We start from the raw sequence: 17448 nt of genomic DNA on the forward strand, positions 1-17448 counted from the left end.
ATAATGAAATGCCATTAGGTTTACTTAATAAAAATACCCAATAATAGGTATTTATTAAACCTATTTAAAAGGTTACCTTGTAGTATCTTTTCGGGTTCTTAAATGCTTGCTATTTAGATAACTAACTCATTTCAATCCTCAATAAAATGACTCTCAAACTAAATAAGGCTTTCTTGCTATTTTTTTACTCGCTTTTTATTTGCTCGCTAAGTTTCGGAAGCAAAAAGAATAGCATAGACAATGAAAAAAAAATATTCGGCACAGCTTTAATCAGAAGTAATTACCTCCCTATACCCATAAAATTCTTGCCAAGTGATCTTAACGCTTATACCCCCGATTCATGCGTTTTGTTTACGCAGCAAAATTTATCTGTAGCTACCGACTCAGTCAGTAAAAAAAAGTATTATTATTTCACAATCAATAAAAAAGTAATCAGATTAAATGGTTCTTTAGCAAGTGTTGCAGAGGTTCAAACCCTTTTGGAATCCATTCAAAAGCTAGGTTATTTTAAGGAAATTAACCTTTTATATTTTGATAATAAGCGAAAAATTAATAGGTCTATAACAGTTAATTATCTTGCCAAAAAATTAAAAGAATTAAGATTGGTTTCTCGCAATGATAACTTGGTAGATGTATTGCTTTATTCGCAGCAAGGCACATTGCTTTCAAAAACATTAAATAGGGTAGATACTGTCTACTCAAAATGGTATAATCTATACAATGTAAAAAAGATAGGCCAAAGCCTTTATCATCAAAACGGAAGTCAAAAAGCAAGTATTAATTATGAGGATGGCTTAATTAGTGACACACTCACATTTTTTAATATGGATGGTGTGGTATCAAGACAATATATTTATAGCAAAGGTAATGTTGTTAAAACATTGGTTGAGCCAATTAGAACCCCAAATTCAACGGCTTCGAATTACAAAAAGGCTCTATTAATTGGTATCAATCAATACACCAGACCAGTAGAATATACAGCAAAAGAAATTAATGATAAATTTATAGAAGTGTATAATATCGCTGGCTCTGTAAACGATGTTAACCTCATTAAGAGTAAACTTATTTCTGGTCAAGGTTTTAATAAGGAGAATGTAAGCTTATTAACCGATGGGCAAGCTACAAAAGCAGGTATATTACAGGCATTAAACAATTTTGCTGCAAAGCTTTTGCCATCTGATATTGCATTTTTGCATTTTAGTGCTTTGAGCTATGATGCTACTAAAGTAAAAGATGGTAATGAAGTATTTATTTTAGCTAGTGATTATTATAAGGGTAAAAGTGATACAGTTAATACTTATTGGATAACAAAAAAGGAAATTGAACAGGTGTTTGATGCCATTAAAAAGAAAATTGGTAGTAAGGGACAGCTAATAGTTTCTTACGATGCTTGTGGTCAGTCTGCAGATAACGCAAAAGACGAAAAAAAGAACGAGGTCCAATTTAGGGGTGAGCAAGGTAGCCTATTGTTTTCCTCTAAAAAATACACAGATGTGCCATTTGTTATCTTATCAGGTACCAGTGGTGATGAATTGAGTATGGAAGCTTCTAAGAATGGAGTTACCTATGGGATTTATTCTTATGCGCTTGCAAACGCACTTGCTTTGCCTTATTCAATAACAGATGAGGATTTAATCAACGAAGTTAGATTGAATGTAACTAAACAAAATCCCAACTATTATTCAAATTTCCCGCAATATCTTTTCGAACAAAATCAATCCTCAACAGAACAAGGTGTAACACTGGCAGAAATTAAACCTAAGGGCAATGCGCATATCATTTCTGTAGGCATCAGTAAATACCCAAAAACAGGTAAGCTTTCTTTTCTAAATTGCGTGGCTGATGCAACTTCTTATAATCAATATTTTACTGATCAGTATAAATCTGTATCTGAGACAGGAAATGTTAGCTCTTATTTGCTAACAGATTCTTTAGCCACCAAAAAAAATATATTAGATGCCATTAACAAAACAATGACATCAAAACCTGAAGATTATTTCGTGTTCAATTTTTCTGGTTACACGGTTCCTTTAAAAGATTCATTAGGTAAACAACTTACTTATTTCATCCCCTATGGGTTAAAAACCTTAACTGATACAGCTGAGATTAAGAAAAATGGAATATCATTAGTGCAATTGAAAGATTTATTACAAATGATACCCGCTAATAATCAACTGTTTATAACAGAGGCTGGAAGTACAACTAATTTTCAAAAAGAATTTATCAAAAATTTGATAGAAAATAGCCCAACATTAGCGGCGATATCTAATAAAAATAGGGTGTTCATTGTTCCAAAAGGTGCAGGTATGGATAATATGGTTTGTAATAATAGAGATATAAAGCATGGACCTTTAAATTATTATATCACCAACTTAACAAGCGATTTAAATATTTATGGTTTGTTTGAAAACGATTTATACATTAATGCTTTAAAGTATGCAATTGGAAAAGCGGAAGCCGATTGTGATTACATAAGAAGCGGTTATTTTGATGTGTTCTTTGAAAAGAACTTTATTAGTGATCTGCAATATTTTATGCCCGAACAAGCCATGCAAATGCGTGGGGCTAAGATTAGAAATCAAACCAAAGAGAAATTAACTAGAGAGAACTCAAAACGTTATGCTTTGGTTATTGGCACAAATACTTATAAAGCAAGTGCACAGTGGGGTAATTTAAGCAATCCAACTCTCGATGCAAAAGCAATAGCAGATGAATTAGAAAACAACTACAATTATAAGGTAACACGTTTAATTGATAAGCCGTTAGATACCATTTATAACAAGGTGCTAATGTTGTCTAAATTGTTAAAGGAGAGTGACCAGTTAGTGATTTTTGTTGCCGGACATGGAGATTTTGATGATAACTTATTGGATGATGGATTGATTGTGGTTAATGATTCGAAACCTTCCAGCGATGATCCGTTTAGAAATTCATATATACAATATTCTAAACTATCTAGAATGATAAACAACTTGCCTCCTAACCAGATTTTATTATTGCTTGATGTTTGTTTTGGAGGCACGTTTGATGACCGTGTAGCTAACAATGTATCAAGAGGTGCAGATAATATGTTCGATATGAATGCTCTTGCTTATGACGAAACCGTATTAACAAATGCTACTAAAAGCGGGGAAGGGAAGTACGCAGATTTAAATGCAAATACCTATATCGAAGGTAAACTTGGGAAAAAGACTAGGGTTTATATCACCTCCGGTGGTAAAAAAGAAGTGCCAGATGGTTATGCAGGCAAACATTCTCCTTTTGCACAAAGATTAATTATGGCACTGCAAGGCAAAGGTGGAGCCAATAATTTACTAACGGCTAAAAATTTATATCAATTTGTAGAAAAATTGCCATCTGGTCCGCTTTTAGGTAGTTTTGGAGATGACAAGCCAGGGAGTGAGTTTTTATTAATTCCGAATATCACGCCACCAGCAAAACCTACAACTGTAGCTAAAAATTAATGGTTATGATGAATTGAAATTATCTTTTGTTTCTTCTTTCGGTAAGACCGATTTGACTTTTAGAAGCTTAGCTAAATGAGATTTCGATAAATCTTTATTATCTTCATTGTCGTAAAATTTATAGACTCAGATGAAGAAATTAAGTTTAATCATTTTATTTTTACTTGCTTTTGTTAGCTTAAAAGCTCAAGAAGTACCTTTTTCAAAGGATATACAGAATTTTAAAAAGAAGGATAGCATAGCTTTTCCGCCGAAAAAAGCAGTGTTGTTTATTGGTAGTTCAACCTTTACCAAATGGACAGATGTACAAACCTATTTTCCAAATCATACCATCATCAATAGAGGATTTGGTGGTTCATCATTGCCTAATCTAATTTATTTTGTAAAGGATATCGTTTATCCATACAAGCCAAAACAGGTGGTTATTTATTGTGGAGAGAATGATTTTACAGGAGGAGCTACTGCAGATGTTGTAGTGGATAGAGTTAAGCAATTGTTTACGCTAATTAGAGAGAAATATCCAAAAGTTCATTTAACATTTATATCCATTAAGCCAAGCCCTTCAAGAGAAAAATACTGGCCATTAATGGTTGATGCTAACAAAAAGATAATGGAGCTCATTTCTAAAACAAAAAGAGCGACTTATATTAATACTTATGATGCAATGTTTAATGCAGATGGAACAATCATGAAAGATATTTTCCTGTCGGACAACCTGCACATGAACGCAAAAGGTTATGCGATTTGGGCACCTATTATGGAGTCTTATTTGAAGTAATACCATTTGTCATTCAGAGCGAAGCGAAGAATCTGTTTAGTAGATCCTTCACTGCGTTCTGGTTGACAAAACCATTAAATCCCAAATCTTAACCTCAAAGCTTCGCTATTTGAACGGCTAGAAGTAACCCTTGTTTCATCAGCATTGTTGAGTACAAAAATGAGTGCGCCATTAAAGCCTTTTCTAATCTCTTTGATGTATTCGGTATTGATGATTTCGCTGCGATGAATCCTTAAAAATTCTTCAGGTAATTTCTCTTCAAGTGTAGATAAAGTAAAATCTGTTAGGTGTTTTTTGCCATCCACTGTGTGTAAAAAAACATATTTGTCTTCTGCTTGGATGTGAACAATATCATCCAGCTTGATTAATAAAATCTTATCTCCAAGTTTAACAGTTAAGGTTTTAATAGATTTTTTACCTTGTATCTGTCGGATTAATTCTTCGATTGGAACTTGAGCAGGAGCAAGGTTGGTTTGCTTTAATTTTTTAATGGTCTTGTCCAGCCTTTCAATCTCAATCGGCTTTAATAAATAATCAATTGAGCCTTCTTCAAAAGCTTTAATGGCATATTGGTCGTATGCCGTTGTAAAAACAACTTTAGGATGATGTTTCAATTTCGCCAGCATTTCAAAACCATTTAATACTGGCATTTCAATATCCAAAAAAACTAAATCAGGTTTTAAACTTTCAATTATTTCCAATCCTTCAGCTCCATTTTCAGCTTCGGCAATTATTTCTATTTCATCGTACTGCGTTAACAAGCGTTTAATTCGTTGGCGAGCCAATTGTTCGTCATCAATAATTATGGTCTTCCACATAGTAATTAAATAAATGGTATTGAAATTTTAATGTGTTTTTCGGGTGTATTGTTAATTTGTATGTCGTGGTCATCTTTGTACAATAACTGCAGTTTGTCAAACGTACTTTGCAATCCATATCCAGCAATTAACTCTTCTGGAAAAGGAGTGCCGTTATCGTAAATAAAAATATCAATTCTGTTTCCAATCTTTGTAATATTAACTTTCATTTCGCCATCGTCGGGAACATCTTTTAGTCCGTGTTTTAAAGCATTTTCTACCAAAGGTTGTAATAAAAAGCGAGGTATTAATTTGTCTCTTAGTTCTGGCGAAACGTCAATTTTAAAGTTGATACGATTGCCGAAGCGTACTTTTTCAATGTCTAAATAGGTGTTTAAAATCTCTATTTCCTCCCTTATGGCGACATGATTTTCTTGCAAGGTGTTTATGCTATACCTAAAAAGCTTAGACAGTTTCATAGTCATGTCTTCAGCTTTATCTGCATCTTCATGAATTAAGCTCGCAATGGAATTTAAGGCATTATATAAAAAGTGTGGATTGATTTTAGATTGTAATGCTTGCAATTCTGCTGCTGTTTTTAATTGATTTAACTTCACTAAATCCATTTCTTTAGACTTTAGCATGGTCTCTGCATTTATTCTTTGGAAATGGTATAGTAAAATTAGTGTGCCCACAATTACTGTTATCAACACATTAAATTTGTAATCATTAATATGACCTATAAAATTATATTTAATGTCAAATGCGATAGAAACAATGAAGTATGATAGCTCCACGCCTATAAAGAGGCCTACTAAATTGCAGATGTAATAAATCCAAACAAAATTCCAGAAACCAATTTTAGCAGGTGTACAATAGCGTTGCACAAACGCTATAACATTAGCGATGCTAAGGGTTATGAATAAACTAAAAAGAATGTTGAATAACACATTTTTAGTTTGCATATCTTGTGGATTAAAGATATAAATGAAAGTGCTCATTAAAAGGCCTACCGAAATTCCGATTATGGCATATTTGATATTGGTTTTTAGCCAACCACCTTCTTTAAACGATAATCTTTTTTCTATCATGATATTTTAACAGGCATAATTTAGTGATTTTAGCAGTTCAAAGTTGCAAAATACTAGTGCATTAGTAAAGTTATTAAAGATGAGTGGTAGAAAATTAAAGATGAGTGGTTAATTTTTGTTCTATTTCTATACATTTGCGAAGTGAAAAATCTAGGCATCATTTATTTAATTTTTATGGTATTGCTTGGTGCTTTGCCATGTAATGATGAAATTGAAAATCTGGATGCTGCCTTTTCTCAAATATCAACAATAGAACAAAAAAAATCTCTAGAAACAGAAAGCTGCTCGCCAATCTGTTTATGTTCTTGCTGCGGTCAAAATGTTATTGAACCTCAATTTATCACCTTTGAAATAAAGGTTCCGGTTTTAATCTTGGAAAATCAAATAGCTAACTATCATTTCTCTTTAGAACAAAGAGCACAAAATATTTGGCAACCACCAAAGTTGGTTTAGTTTAGTCTTATTGTTTTATTATCTCACGTAATTCCCTAACCCCACGTCATTTCGAACGAGGAACGAGGAGAAATCTGTAACGGTCTTAGCATTTTCTTAAGAATCAAGGCTGCGGTTTTAGGAAACAGATATCTCGTCGCTGCGCTCACTCGATATGAAGATAAATCATTAAAAAATGAAGAAAATCATATTGTCGTTATTGACTTTATTTATAACTACACTAACTTTTGCCCAAAATACTTGGAAAGCAAAAGTAACAGATACAGAATCAAAAACACCTTTAACCGAAGCTTATGCTTTATTAAAAGGAACGAATATCAACGCAAAGGCCAATGAAAAAGGAATCATAACTTTAAGTAATATTCCAAATGGAGCTCAAACTATCATCATTAAATTGGTTGGATACGAGCAGAAAGAAGTTGTGTTAACTTTTCCAATAACTCAAACAGAACCTCAAGAAGTTTTCTTAATGGAGTCTGAAGACGAGTTGGATGAGATTACAATTTCATCTACAAGAAGTTCGAGAAGCATAAAGGATATTGCAACTCGTGTAGAATTTATTGCTGGAGAAGAATTGGAAGAAAAAGCCAATATGAAGCCTGGGGATATCAGGATGATGCTAAGCGAAAGTACAGGAATTCAGACACAGCAAACTTCTGCAACATCAGCCAATTCAGCCATCAGAATTCAAGGTTTAGATGGTCGGTACACTCAAATTTTAAAAGATGGTTTTCCTTTATACGCTGGCGCATCTAGCGGATTAGGTTTATTGCAAATTGCCCCATTAGATTTAAAACAAGTGGAAGTAATTAAAGGTTCAGCATCAACTTTATATGGAGGTGGCGCTATCGCAGGTCTAGTTAATCTTATCTCGAAAATTCCTGTTGAAGAAAGAGAATTAAATTTCCACTTTGATGGAACTGATGCTTTGGGTTTAACCTTAAATGGTTTTTACAGCAAAAGAAATGAGAAAATCGGAACCACCTTGTTTGCATCCTATCAAAATAATTCTGCTTACGACCCAGCTCACATAGATTTATCTGCCATTCCGAAATCTGAGCGATTTACTTTTAATCCGAAGATATTCGTTTACCCAAGCGATAAAACAACGATTGTTTTTGGGGTAAATTCTACTTTTGAAGACCGCATTGGCGGAGATATGCATTACATTAAAGGCGAAGCCGATGCTACTCACAGTTATTTTGAGCAAAATAAAACGCAAAGGATAAGTTCTCAATTTTCATTAGACCATAAATTAGGTAAGTGCGGGCATTTTACGGTTAAAAATAGTGTGAGTTATTTTAATAGGATTTTAAACACACCAGGTTATGAGTTTGATGGTACACAATATTCAACTTTTTCTGAAGCAAATTATGCCAATCACGGAGAAGTATTAGAATGGATTGCTGGTGTAAATTTATGGACAGATAATTTTAAGGAGCCAAGTTCAAATCTTAGGAATTATAAACAAACCACAACAGGTGTTTTTATTCAGAATACTTGGAAAGCTAATGAATGGCTACATATTGAAACTGGATTAAGAGGTGATTATGTAAACGATTATGGTTTCGCATTTTTGCCAAGAATTTCAACTTTGTTTAAAATTACACCAAAGCTAACTTCTCGTTTGGGAGGCGGATTAGGCTATAAAGCACCAACTATTTTTACAGAAGATAGCGAACGAATTCAATATAGAAATGTGTTGGCAATTAATTCAAATATTAATCATCTAGAGAAAAGTTATGGAGCAAATTGGGATATTAATTATCGTACTGCACTATTTAACGACCAAGTTTCCTTTACCATTAACCATTTATTTTTCTTCACTCATTTGAAAAACCCTTTGCAATTAATTCCTGTTGCTGGTAGTAATTATCAGTTTATAAATGTGAATGGAAATGTAGAAAGTAAAGGAACAGAAACTAATGTGAAGTTAGGTTATGAAGACTTCAAACTATTCTTAGGTTACACTTATACCGATGCTCATCAGCATCAAAATGGAGTTCAATCGCCAAACCCATTAACTGCAAAGCATCGTGTTAACGCAGTTTTAATGTACGAAGTGGAAGATAAATGGAAACTGGGCTTGGAAGCTTATTCATTCAGCAAACAATTGTTAAATGATGGTTCAATAGGTAAGAATTACATTATCACTGGTTTTATGGCAGAGAAACTTTGGAAACGTTTTTCAATTTATATCAACTTTGAAAACTTTACCGATACTCGCCAAACCAGATTTGATTCTATTTACACAGGTACTTTAAATAATCCGCAGTTTAGAGATATTTATGCGCCATTAGATGGTTTTGTGATGAATGGTGGAATAAAGTTTAGGTTGTAATAAAATAATTGTCACGTTGAGCTTGTCGAAACGCACAAATGTCATTCGACAAGCTCAGGATGACAATGCTATTGTCTTCCCAAAATCATCTTCTGAAAATAATTTGCAAAATAATACCAATCGGTATATGTTTGTCCTGTCAAATAATTACAACAATGTCTAAGGCAGAAAGAACTAAAGCATTTATCATCGAAAAAACGGCACCTATCTTTAACAAGAAAGGTTTTACTGGTACTTCATTAAATGATATGACTGAAGCTACTGGTTTAACGAAAGGCAGTATTTATGGTAATTTCGCTAATAAAGACGAAGTTGCCTTGGCGGTTTTTGACTATAACCTAGATAAGCTGAATGCTTGCGTGGCGGCTCAATTTTCAAAACAAAAAACAGCCAAGGACAAATTATTGGTTTATGTAAATAATTACGAGCAGATATTTAATTCATCTTGTGATGATGGGGGTTGTCCAATCTTAAATACTGCAATAGAAGCTGATGATACACATCCGCAGTTGCGCAGTCAGGTTGCAAAAGCTGTGCTTTCTTGGAAGGGAAAATTGATGCAGATTTTAGAACAAGGAAAAGCAGACGGAGAATTTAATGCAAACATTAATACCGAACAAATTGCCTTAACAATGATATCAATGATTGAAGGTTCAGTTATGATTTCAAAATTACTGGGAAGTTCAGCATATATCGGGACCGTAATGCAATCCCTAAAAAAAATGATTAACGATTTAAAATAAAATTAAAGATGAATTATAATATGATGAGTCAGTCTGAGCGTAGTCGAAGACATTCTTATGTAAATCCTTCGACTACGCTTAGGATGACATTCTCTCGTTAAAATAAAATTTTTTTAACCTAAAATATACCGATTGGTATATAATATAAACAATATAGAAAATGAAACCTGCAGAAGTGGCCAATACATAAAAATACTTCTGCAAGCTTCATCACCATTAAAAAACAATAAATAAAAGATGAAAACTACAAAAAACACTATACTAATTACTGGCGGAAGTGCTGGCATTGGTTTCGAGACTGCAAAATTATTAAGCGAACAAGGAAACAACGTTATCATTATTGGTAGAGACCAAAACAGATTAGATGATGCAAAAGCCAAGTTAAATAATGTAACTGCCATCAAGGCTGATGTTAGCAAAGCAGAAGATGTAAAAGAATTGGTTGCTACTATTTCTAGATTATATCCAGAATTGAATATTGTTATCAATAATGCTGGTAGGGCATTGCTTTACAATTTAGCAGATGGAAATCAGGATGCTTTTGGAAATGCTGAAGATGAAATGTTGACTAATTATTTGTCAATCATAAGACTAAACCAACAATTGTTGCCATTGTTAAAACAACAAGGTGAAGCAGCAATTGTTAATGTTTCTTCGGTTGTTGCATACGTTCCGGGAATTACTTTGCCAACTTATGCGGCAAGTAAAGCTGCAGTTCATTCATACACCACTTCATTAAGATTAAGTTTAGAAAATACTTCGGTTAAAGTTTTCGAATTGTTTCCACCATTGGTGAATACAGAATTTTCAAAAGAAATTGGTGGTCATAATGGCATAGAACCTTTACAAGTTGCAGAAGAACTATTGGAGGGCTTAAAAAATGATGAATTCGAAATCCGTGTTGGAGATACAGCTAAAATCTATGATTTATTTCTTTCATCGCCGGCAGATGCTTTAAATGTAATTAATGCAAATAGAGCAGCTTGGATAGAATCTGTTCAGCCATAAAATGAAAAAGAAAATAACCTTTGCTTTGCTAATGAGTGCAGTAACAACTGGATTGGTAACCTTTACCGTTGTTGCTGTAAACGTTGGTTTTGTTAGTCAGTTTTTAACAATATGGATAAAATCGTGGCCAATTGCTTATCTTGTGGCCGTTCCTGCCATATTAATCATCGCACCGCGAATAGAAAAATTGGTAGATTATTTGATAAGGGAGAAGTCTTAAACAATAAATATGATGAAAAGAGTAGTTGTTACTGGGATGGGTGCTATTACACCATTAGGTAATTCTGTAAATGAACTTTGGGAAAACATATTAGCTGGCAAAAGTGCTGCTGGCCCAATAACAAAGTTTGATGCTAGTAAATTCAAAACCCGTTTTGCTTGTGAAGTAAAGGATTTCAATATCGAAGAATACATCGATAAAAAGGAAGTAAAAAAGTACGATTTGTTTACGCAATATGCAATTGCAGCGGCCGACCAAGCCATTAAAGATTCAGGCTTAGATTTTGACCAAATGGGTGAGATTGGTAGATACGATGTAGGTGTAATTTGGGCTAGCGGAAACGGCGGAATTGCTAGTTTCGAGCAACAATTAAAAGAATATAATGGCGGAGATGGTACACCAAGATTTAGTCCGTTTTTTATCCCAAGATTAATTGTCGACATAGCGGCGGGAGCAATTTCTATTAAACATCAATTACACGGACCAAACTATTGTACTGTTTCTGCATGTGCATCATCAAACACAGCTATAATTAGCGCTTTTGATACCATTAGACTAGGTAAAGCAAAGGTTATGATTGCAGGTGGTTCTGAAGCCGCAGTTACCGAAGGTTCTGTAGGTGGATTTAGTTCTGCTCAAGCACTTTCAAAAAATAATGAAAATCCATTGGAAGCATCAAGACCGTTTGACGTAGCCCGTGATGGATTTGTGATGGGAGAGGGTGCAGGTGCTTTAGTTTTAGAGGATTTAGAATATGCTTTAGAAAGAGGAGCAACTATTTATGCTGAGCTAGTTGGAACAGGAATGGCTGCAGATGCTTATCACTTAACTGGAACTCATCCAGAAGGTTTAGGCGCAGTTTTAGGAATGAAAAGAGCGTTAGAAGAAGCAGGGATTGAGGCAAAAGATGTTGAGTACATCAATGCTCATGCAACTTCTACTGGTATTGGTGATATAAGCGAATTAAAGGCAATAAAAAGGGTTTTTGGAGATTTGCCGGTGGCGATAAGTGGAACAAAATCTATGACTGGTCACTTATTAGGTGCAGCAGGGGCGATTGAAAGTATTATTTCAGTTTTATCGGTTAAAAACGATGTAATTCCAGGAACTATAAATACAACTGAATTAGATTCTGCTATTCCAGAAGGATTGAATATCATTGTAGGAAAACCAGTTTATCAAACCGTAAACTATTGCTTAAATAATACTTTTGGTTTTGGTGGTCACACCGCGACTAGTTTGTTTAAGAAATATTCGTCATAAAAGTCTTCGACTCCCGAAGAAGTCGGGACAGGTTCGCTCAGACTGACAGTTATACTGAAAAAGCCTTACATAATTAATGTAAGGCTTTTTCTATTTTAGCTAATAACATATCAATCTCAAAAGGCTTTGCTAAAAAATCATCAGCGCCAGCAAATTCTGCAGAACGTTTTAAGTCGTTACTAGCTGAAATTAAAATGACTGGAATGTCCTTTGTCCTTTCTTCAATTTTTAATTTTTTGCATAATTCTCTACCATCAGAGCCAGACATCCAAATGTCTAAAACATAAATATCTGGCAAATCGTTTTCAAGATTAAGAACCGTATTGCCATTTAAAGTTGCACTAACTTCATAACCTTCCATTTCTAACATCATACCAACTGCATCCAAAATTCCAGGGTCATCATCTGCTAAGGTTATTCTTTTTGGCTTATTCATTATCTAATCGTTCTAAAAACAGTTTTTGTTATCAATATTTATATTAGTCTGGTTTTTGTAGAGGAATGGAGAAACAGAATTTTGAACCCTTTCCCTCAGTGCTATTTACCCATATTTTGCCACCTTCTCTTTTAATAATTTCTGAAGAGATATAAAGGCCTAATCCAAGCCCTGGAAAAGTATGTTGCATGCTCCCACTTACTCGATAGAACTGTTCAAAAACTTTATTCAATTTATCTTCTGCAATGCCAATTCCAAAATCTTCAACACAAACAACAACATCTTTATTATCAATATAAGTATGAACAATAATTTGTTCAGCATTTGGGGAATACTTGATGGCATTGGTAATTAAATTGGTTACCACTTGGCTAACCCTTTCTTTATCTGTAAAAACTAATCCTACATATTTTAAATCGGCAATAATTTGATGATTTTCAGTTGTTCTTTGTAAATCCTCAATTACAAACTCAACCATTTCATTAAAGTCAAAACGAGTGTGATTATACTGTATCTTGCCAGAATTTACCTTTGTAACATCTAATAAATCTCCAATTAAACTAGTCAAACGATTCAATTGGGCATCCATTTTTTTCATCAGCCCTGCTTCCATTACATCACCTTTTTTTGTTAATATTTTCTCCAATACCTGGGCGTAAGCTTTTATGCTAGTAACCGGTGTTTTTAATTCATGGCTGGCAATGCCGATAAAATCATCTTTTTGCTGTTGTAATTGTTTAATATCAGTAATATCATAAGATACGCCAATAAAACTTACAGGGTTGCCTTTATCATCATATTGCGCTTTACCAGATTCTTTTATCCAATGGATAGAGTTGTCTCTCCATCGAATTTTGTACTCTGCTTGATAAATTGTTGTATTTAAAATAGCTGAGTTTACAGCTGCAATTACATTTTCCTTAAATTCTGGTTCAATAAAATCTAGTAAGTCATCATAGCTTAAATTTGCCTTAGGCGATAAACCATAGTTTTTGTTGAACTGTTCTGAGAAGGTAATTTTACGAGTAAAAACATTCATCTCATAAGAACCTAAACTGGCCGTTTCTAAAGCAATCTCTAACCTTTGATTGATTCGAATTAGTTCTTCCTTTGCTTTACGTTGTGGGGTAATATCCATCAATGTACCCAACATTCTCATTGGCTTATTATCAGCATCATAGTAAATTTTTCCTTCGGCCCTTACCCAATGAATAGAATTGTCGTGAGGCCAAATCACCCTAACTTCATAATATAAATGACCATTAAGCAGTGCCCTTTTATGCGCTTTTAACCTAACATCATGGTCGTCTGGATGAATAACTGAAATATAATTAGACCTAGCTACTTTTTTGTCAAATCCAAAAATTTGATCAAATCTTCCAGAAGTTTTTAGGTCTCCATTACGCAAATCGAGCGCAAAAATGCCTAAACCAGTAGATTCAGTTGCCAATCGAGCACGTTCTTCTGCATCTTGTATTTTAAGCTTGCTTTCAGTTATTTCGGTTACATCTATGGCGACAACCATGATTCTGTTTATTGTCCCATCAATATCTTTTAATGGCTCATAAACATAGTTCACATAAACAGTTTCTTTTTTTCCATCTACAACTAGGTTTAATTGTTGTTCGTTTCCATGGTAAGAGATGCCTGTTTGCATAACCTTTTTAAGAATTTTGTCAAAACCTAAAGTTTTTGCTTCTGGTAAGGCATCCCAGAGTGGTTTTTCTTCAAAATATTTTCTTTGTTTCCCAGCTAGTTTTAAATAAGCATCGTTTACTAGCTCTACAAATAAACTTTCGCCTTTGAGAATAATCATCCCAATTGGTGCTTGCAAAATAAGTTTTCTGAAATTTTCTTCGCTCTCTTTAAAAGCATTTTGTGCTTCAATTTCATCAGTTACGTCTTGTAAAGTTCCATTTAAGCGATAGGCAATATGATTGAAATCGAATAGTGCTTTTCCTTTAGCTTTTACTATTCTTTCCTTTCCGTTTTTTGCATTTACTATAGTGTATTGGATGGTATAATTGCCTCCAGAGTTAAAATCCAAAGCGTCGGAAATTGCAGAACTCACCTTTTCCCTATCTTTTTCAATAATTGAATTTAATGCTAAGTTCAGGTCTATTTCTGCAGTAGAAGGAAGTCCAAACCATTTCTTTAACCTCTTATTGGCAGTAAATTTATTAGTAAGTGGATTATAGTCCCAAGTTCCAAGCTCTGCTGCATTAAGCGCAAATTCTAACTCTTCTTTATAATCATTTAAGGAATTTAAAGTCATAACCTTACTAGTAGTCTCGCTACAAGTAACAAAAACACCAGCTGGTTTGCCCGTTTCATCGTAAGCCGGACTATAACTAAAAGTCCAATAAACGTCTTCTATTTTGCCATTACGGTAAATTGGTAAAAGTTGGTCTTCATTCCAAGTGGCTTCTCCACCATCAAGAACTTGGTCAATTAATGGTTTAATGAAGTCCCAAATCTCTGGCCATGTTTCAGCACCTCTCTGGCCCATCGCTTGAGGATGTTTGCCGTCATTACCCAAACTTGGTCTATAGGCATCATTGTAGAAACAGATTAATTCTGTTCCCCAGAACAAAAACATAGGGAATTTTGAATTTAAGATAATGCTCAAAGTTGTACGCAAGCTTTGAGGCCATTGTTCAATTGGCCCAAGGGGATTTTTACTCCAATCAATAGAGCGGATAAGAGCGCCACTTTCGCCTCCTCCGCTAATGAATCCGAAACTCATAAAGCGCTAATTTGTTTTTATTTTCAAGGGCAAAATATATCCTCTACTAACAAACAATTTATTTATTTGTTCGCAATAAACAAAAGAAAATTTACAGTTTTTTTAACTACAAAGGTTGGGTAATTTTTATGGAAGCCGTTAGTAAACAAGGGATTGGAGCCTCGGTTTGCTTAGCTGTATATGCTTCCTTGCCCAATTTACGCAACATGCGATAGTGAGAACCCAATGCGTGTAAAAATGTTGGACTTTCTATATAAGGCAAGTTAAATTCTAAGGCTGTTTCTTTTACAATTTTTCCGATGGCTGGATAATGGATGTGACAAATTTTTGGAAATAAATGATGTTCTACCTGTCTGTTTAAACCGCCACATAAAAAGCCAGCAATTTTACTATTTACAGCAAAGTTGGCAGTTGTCATCATTTGATGTGCAGCCCAAGCCTCTTCGATATTTCCATCAACATTTGGATGAGGAAAACTTGTTCCCTCCACAACATGGGCCAATTGAAATACTAATCCCAATACTAAACCTTGCGCAAATTGCATGGCTAAAAAGCCAATTAAAAATTGCCACCAAGTCACATCTATCAATATTAAGGGAAGAATGATGAATAAGAAATAGTATAAAAATTTGAAGAAAAATAGATTGAAATATTCTATTCTTGGATGGTTAGCAACTTGACAGCCAATTTTAGTTTGGAAGAATTTCTTGTAATCTTTTCTAAAAACCCATGAAAGCATGGCTAAACTATACAAACCAAAAGCATAAATGTGTTGGTAGCGTTGTATCTTATTTACAGGCTCATTTTGGCAAAAGCGGATTAAGCCTGGTGCTACATCAATATCTTCATCGTGACCAGAGATATTGGTATAAGTGTGGTGAACAATATTGTGGCAAATGCTCCAAACATAAGCGCTTGCGCCAATTAAGCTAAATAAAAAGCTGAATGCTTTATTGACAGTTTGGTTAGCCGAAAATGCTTTGTGAATGGCATCGTGGCAAATGTTAAAACCTACAAATGCACCAAACATCCCTAAAGCAATTGCCATTCCTAATTTTATAAGCGGACTGATATCACCCAATAATATTGAAAGATACAATGCAATAAAAGTTCCCAAAAAGAAAACTGCTTTAAACCACATAGCTCCATTGGCATGAACACTTAAATTTTGGTCGTCAAAATGCGCATCAACTCGCTTTCTTAAGGTAGCATAAAACGTAGATTTATTGATGTTTGTAAACTTGACTTTTTGTGTCATATTTTGTGTAAAGTAGTATATGGACAGTTTTTATAATTTAGCTAATGTAGTTTAATTAATGGCGGATAAGGTACGATTGTCATTTTAATTTCATAAACCACAATTGTACTTACGCAATTAGCTTATTGTTAGATGTATAGAATTTGCTTTTTTTAAGCTATTCCATTCTGTTTGGCAAAATTGATAAGCGCTGGTGTATTTTTTAAACCCAATTTGCTTAAGATATTGCGTCTGTGTGTCGTTACCGTAAACTCAGCAATAAACAACTTGTCGCCAATTTCCTTACTACTTAGTTCTTCGCAAACCAATCTAATAATCTCTACTTCTCTTTTAGTGAGCTGATGTTTTTTCATGAACTCATCGGTGAAAACAAGCTGTGTATCTAAATTCACTTCTTCAGCCTCTGGGAAATACAGTTTTCCACTTTGTGCAGTTTCTATTGCAGTTAATAAATCACTTTTAGAACCATTTTTTAATATATATCCACTCGCTCCCAAAGACTTTGTTTCCTTAATTAATTGAGATTGATGGTAATTTGATAGAATGATAACCTTAATATTTGGATAATTTTCTTTAAGTTTTTTTAAGGTTGATATTCCATCGAGTTTAGGCATATTTAAATCTAATAAAATGATATCTGGAGTTTTTACGGCAATATCTCTCAATAGATTTATTCCATCATTGGCATAACCGATAACTTCAAAACCTTCCAATTCGTTAAAAAAAGAGATAATCCCATCAATTAATATTTGGTGGTCATCTGCGATGAATATTTTTAAATCTGCCATTTTTCGTTTTCCGTCTATCGTTGTTCGTTTTGCTTTAGTCTTTAGTCTTTCAGCTTCGGTCT

Annotated in this window: 14 protein-coding genes; 8 read left to right on the forward strand and 6 right to left on the reverse strand. The window is 34.0% G+C overall.

The features are described from left to right. Window positions 1–146: 146 nt before the first annotated feature. Both R2Q59_RS17960 and R2Q59_RS17965 read left to right on the forward strand, forming a co-directional pair. On the forward strand, window positions 147–3464 hold the full coding sequence (locus R2Q59_RS17960) for a caspase family protein (RefSeq protein WP_316786718.1): 3318 nt from the start codon (window positions 147–149) through the stop codon (window positions 3462–3464). Between the two features lie 130 nt (window positions 3465–3594). Beyond that, a complete protein-coding gene (locus R2Q59_RS17965; RefSeq protein WP_316786720.1) occupies window positions 3595–4242 on the forward strand; it encodes a GDSL-type esterase/lipase family protein in 648 nt (215 codons plus the stop codon). A 74-nt stretch (window positions 4243–4316) separates the two neighbouring features. Here R2Q59_RS17965 and R2Q59_RS17970 read toward each other — a convergent pair whose 3' ends face one another. Together R2Q59_RS17970 and R2Q59_RS17975 are read right to left on the reverse strand one after the other, a co-directional pair. Next, window positions 4317–5060: a LytR/AlgR family response regulator transcription factor gene (locus R2Q59_RS17970; protein WP_316786722.1), complete on the reverse strand. Its 744-nt coding sequence runs from the start codon at window positions 5058–5060 to the stop codon at window positions 4317–4319. A 5-nt stretch (window positions 5061–5065) separates the two neighbouring features. Next, window positions 5066–6130, reverse strand: coding sequence for a sensor histidine kinase (locus tag R2Q59_RS17975; RefSeq protein WP_316786726.1), 1065 nt, complete (start codon window positions 6128–6130; stop codon window positions 5066–5068). A gap of 141 nt (window positions 6131–6271) precedes the next feature. On the opposite strand from R2Q59_RS17975, the gene R2Q59_RS17980 reads away from it, so the two are divergent. From R2Q59_RS17980 to fabF, 6 genes are all read left to right on the forward strand, one after another. Then, window positions 6272–6583 carry a DUF6660 family protein gene (locus tag R2Q59_RS17980; protein ID WP_316786727.1) on the forward strand — a complete coding sequence of 104 codons (312 nt, stop codon included), beginning with the start codon at window positions 6272–6274 and terminating at the stop codon, window positions 6581–6583. A 175-nt stretch (window positions 6584–6758) separates the two neighbouring features. Further along, the gene (locus R2Q59_RS17985) at window positions 6759–8924 is read left to right on the forward strand and encodes a TonB-dependent receptor domain-containing protein (protein ID WP_316786729.1); all 2166 of its coding nucleotides are present in this window, start codon (window positions 6759–6761) and stop codon (window positions 8922–8924) included. Between the two features lie 155 nt (window positions 8925–9079). Beyond that, window positions 9080–9667 (forward strand): TetR/AcrR family transcriptional regulator, encoded by a 588-nt coding sequence (locus R2Q59_RS17990; RefSeq protein ID WP_316786731.1) that lies wholly within the window; start codon window positions 9080–9082, stop codon window positions 9665–9667. Between the two features lie 237 nt (window positions 9668–9904). After that, entirely contained in the window at window positions 9905–10675 is a 771-nt protein-coding gene (locus tag R2Q59_RS17995) for an SDR family oxidoreductase (RefSeq protein ID WP_316786733.1), read from the forward strand. A gap of 1 nt (window position 10676) precedes the next feature. Next, on the forward strand, window positions 10677–10895 hold the full coding sequence (locus R2Q59_RS18000; RefSeq protein ID WP_316771410.1) for a DUF2798 domain-containing protein: 219 nt from the start codon (window positions 10677–10679) through the stop codon (window positions 10893–10895). Window positions 10896–10907: 12 nt separating this feature from the next. Then, window positions 10908–12158, forward strand: coding sequence for a beta-ketoacyl-ACP synthase II (gene fabF / locus R2Q59_RS18005; RefSeq protein WP_316787318.1), 1251 nt, complete (start codon window positions 10908–10910; stop codon window positions 12156–12158). A 73-nt stretch (window positions 12159–12231) separates the two neighbouring features. On the opposite strand, the gene R2Q59_RS18010 is transcribed toward fabF, so the two are convergent. The 4 genes from R2Q59_RS18010 to R2Q59_RS18025 form a co-directional block, all read right to left on the reverse strand. Then, on the reverse strand, window positions 12232–12594 hold the full coding sequence (locus tag R2Q59_RS18010; RefSeq protein WP_316771411.1) for a PleD family two-component system response regulator: 363 nt from the start codon (window positions 12592–12594) through the stop codon (window positions 12232–12234). A gap of 43 nt (window positions 12595–12637) precedes the next feature. Next, window positions 12638–15340: a PAS domain-containing protein gene (locus tag R2Q59_RS18015; protein WP_316771412.1), complete on the reverse strand. Its 2703-nt coding sequence runs from the start codon at window positions 15338–15340 to the stop codon at window positions 12638–12640. Window positions 15341–15446: 106 nt separating this feature from the next. Beyond that, complete coding sequence (locus R2Q59_RS18020; protein ID WP_316771414.1) at window positions 15447–16598, reverse strand: acyl-CoA desaturase; 1152 nt, start codon at window positions 16596–16598, stop codon at window positions 15447–15449. A gap of 152 nt (window positions 16599–16750) precedes the next feature. Further along, window positions 16751–17386 (reverse strand): response regulator transcription factor, encoded by a 636-nt coding sequence (locus R2Q59_RS18025; protein ID WP_316786735.1) that lies wholly within the window; start codon window positions 17384–17386, stop codon window positions 16751–16753. Between the last annotated feature and the right edge of the window lie 62 nt (window positions 17387–17448).

The sequence above is a fragment of the Pedobacter frigiditerrae genome, assembly GCF_032678705.1.
GTDB classification, from domain to species: domain Bacteria; phylum Bacteroidota; class Bacteroidia; order Sphingobacteriales; family Sphingobacteriaceae; genus Pedobacter; species Pedobacter frigiditerrae_A.

Coding starts and splice junctions, on each gene's coding strand:
- R2Q59_RS17960 (WP_316786718.1), top strand. CDS start 147: ATGACTCTCAAACTAAATAAGGCTTTCTTGCTATTTTTTTACTCGCTT.
- R2Q59_RS17965 (WP_316786720.1), top strand. CDS start 3,595: ATGAAGAAATTAAGTTTAATCATTTTATTTTTACTTGCTTTTGTTAGC.
- R2Q59_RS17970 (WP_316786722.1), bottom strand. CDS start 5,060: ATGTGGAAGACCATAATTATTGATGACGAACAATTGGCTCGCCAACGA.
- R2Q59_RS17975 (WP_316786726.1), bottom strand. CDS start 6,130: ATGATAGAAAAAAGATTATCGTTTAAAGAAGGTGGTTGGCTAAAAACC.
- R2Q59_RS17985 (WP_316786729.1), top strand. CDS start 6,759: ATGAAGAAAATCATATTGTCGTTATTGACTTTATTTATAACTACACTA.
- R2Q59_RS17990 (WP_316786731.1), top strand. CDS start 9,080: ATGTCTAAGGCAGAAAGAACTAAAGCATTTATCATCGAAAAAACGGCA.
- R2Q59_RS17995 (WP_316786733.1), top strand. CDS start 9,905: ATGAAAACTACAAAAAACACTATACTAATTACTGGCGGAAGTGCTGGC.
- R2Q59_RS18000 (WP_316771410.1), top strand. CDS start 10,677: ATGAAAAAGAAAATAACCTTTGCTTTGCTAATGAGTGCAGTAACAACT.
- fabF (WP_316787318.1), top strand. CDS start 10,908: ATGAAAAGAGTAGTTGTTACTGGGATGGGTGCTATTACACCATTAGGT.
- R2Q59_RS18010 (WP_316771411.1), bottom strand. CDS start 12,594: ATGAATAAGCCAAAAAGAATAACCTTAGCAGATGATGACCCTGGAATT.
- R2Q59_RS18015 (WP_316771412.1), bottom strand. CDS start 15,340: ATGAGTTTCGGATTCATTAGCGGAGGAGGCGAAAGTGGCGCTCTTATC.
- R2Q59_RS18020 (WP_316771414.1), bottom strand. CDS start 16,598: ATGACACAAAAAGTCAAGTTTACAAACATCAATAAATCTACGTTTTAT.
- R2Q59_RS18025 (WP_316786735.1), bottom strand. CDS start 17,386: ATGGCAGATTTAAAAATATTCATCGCAGATGACCACCAAATATTAATT.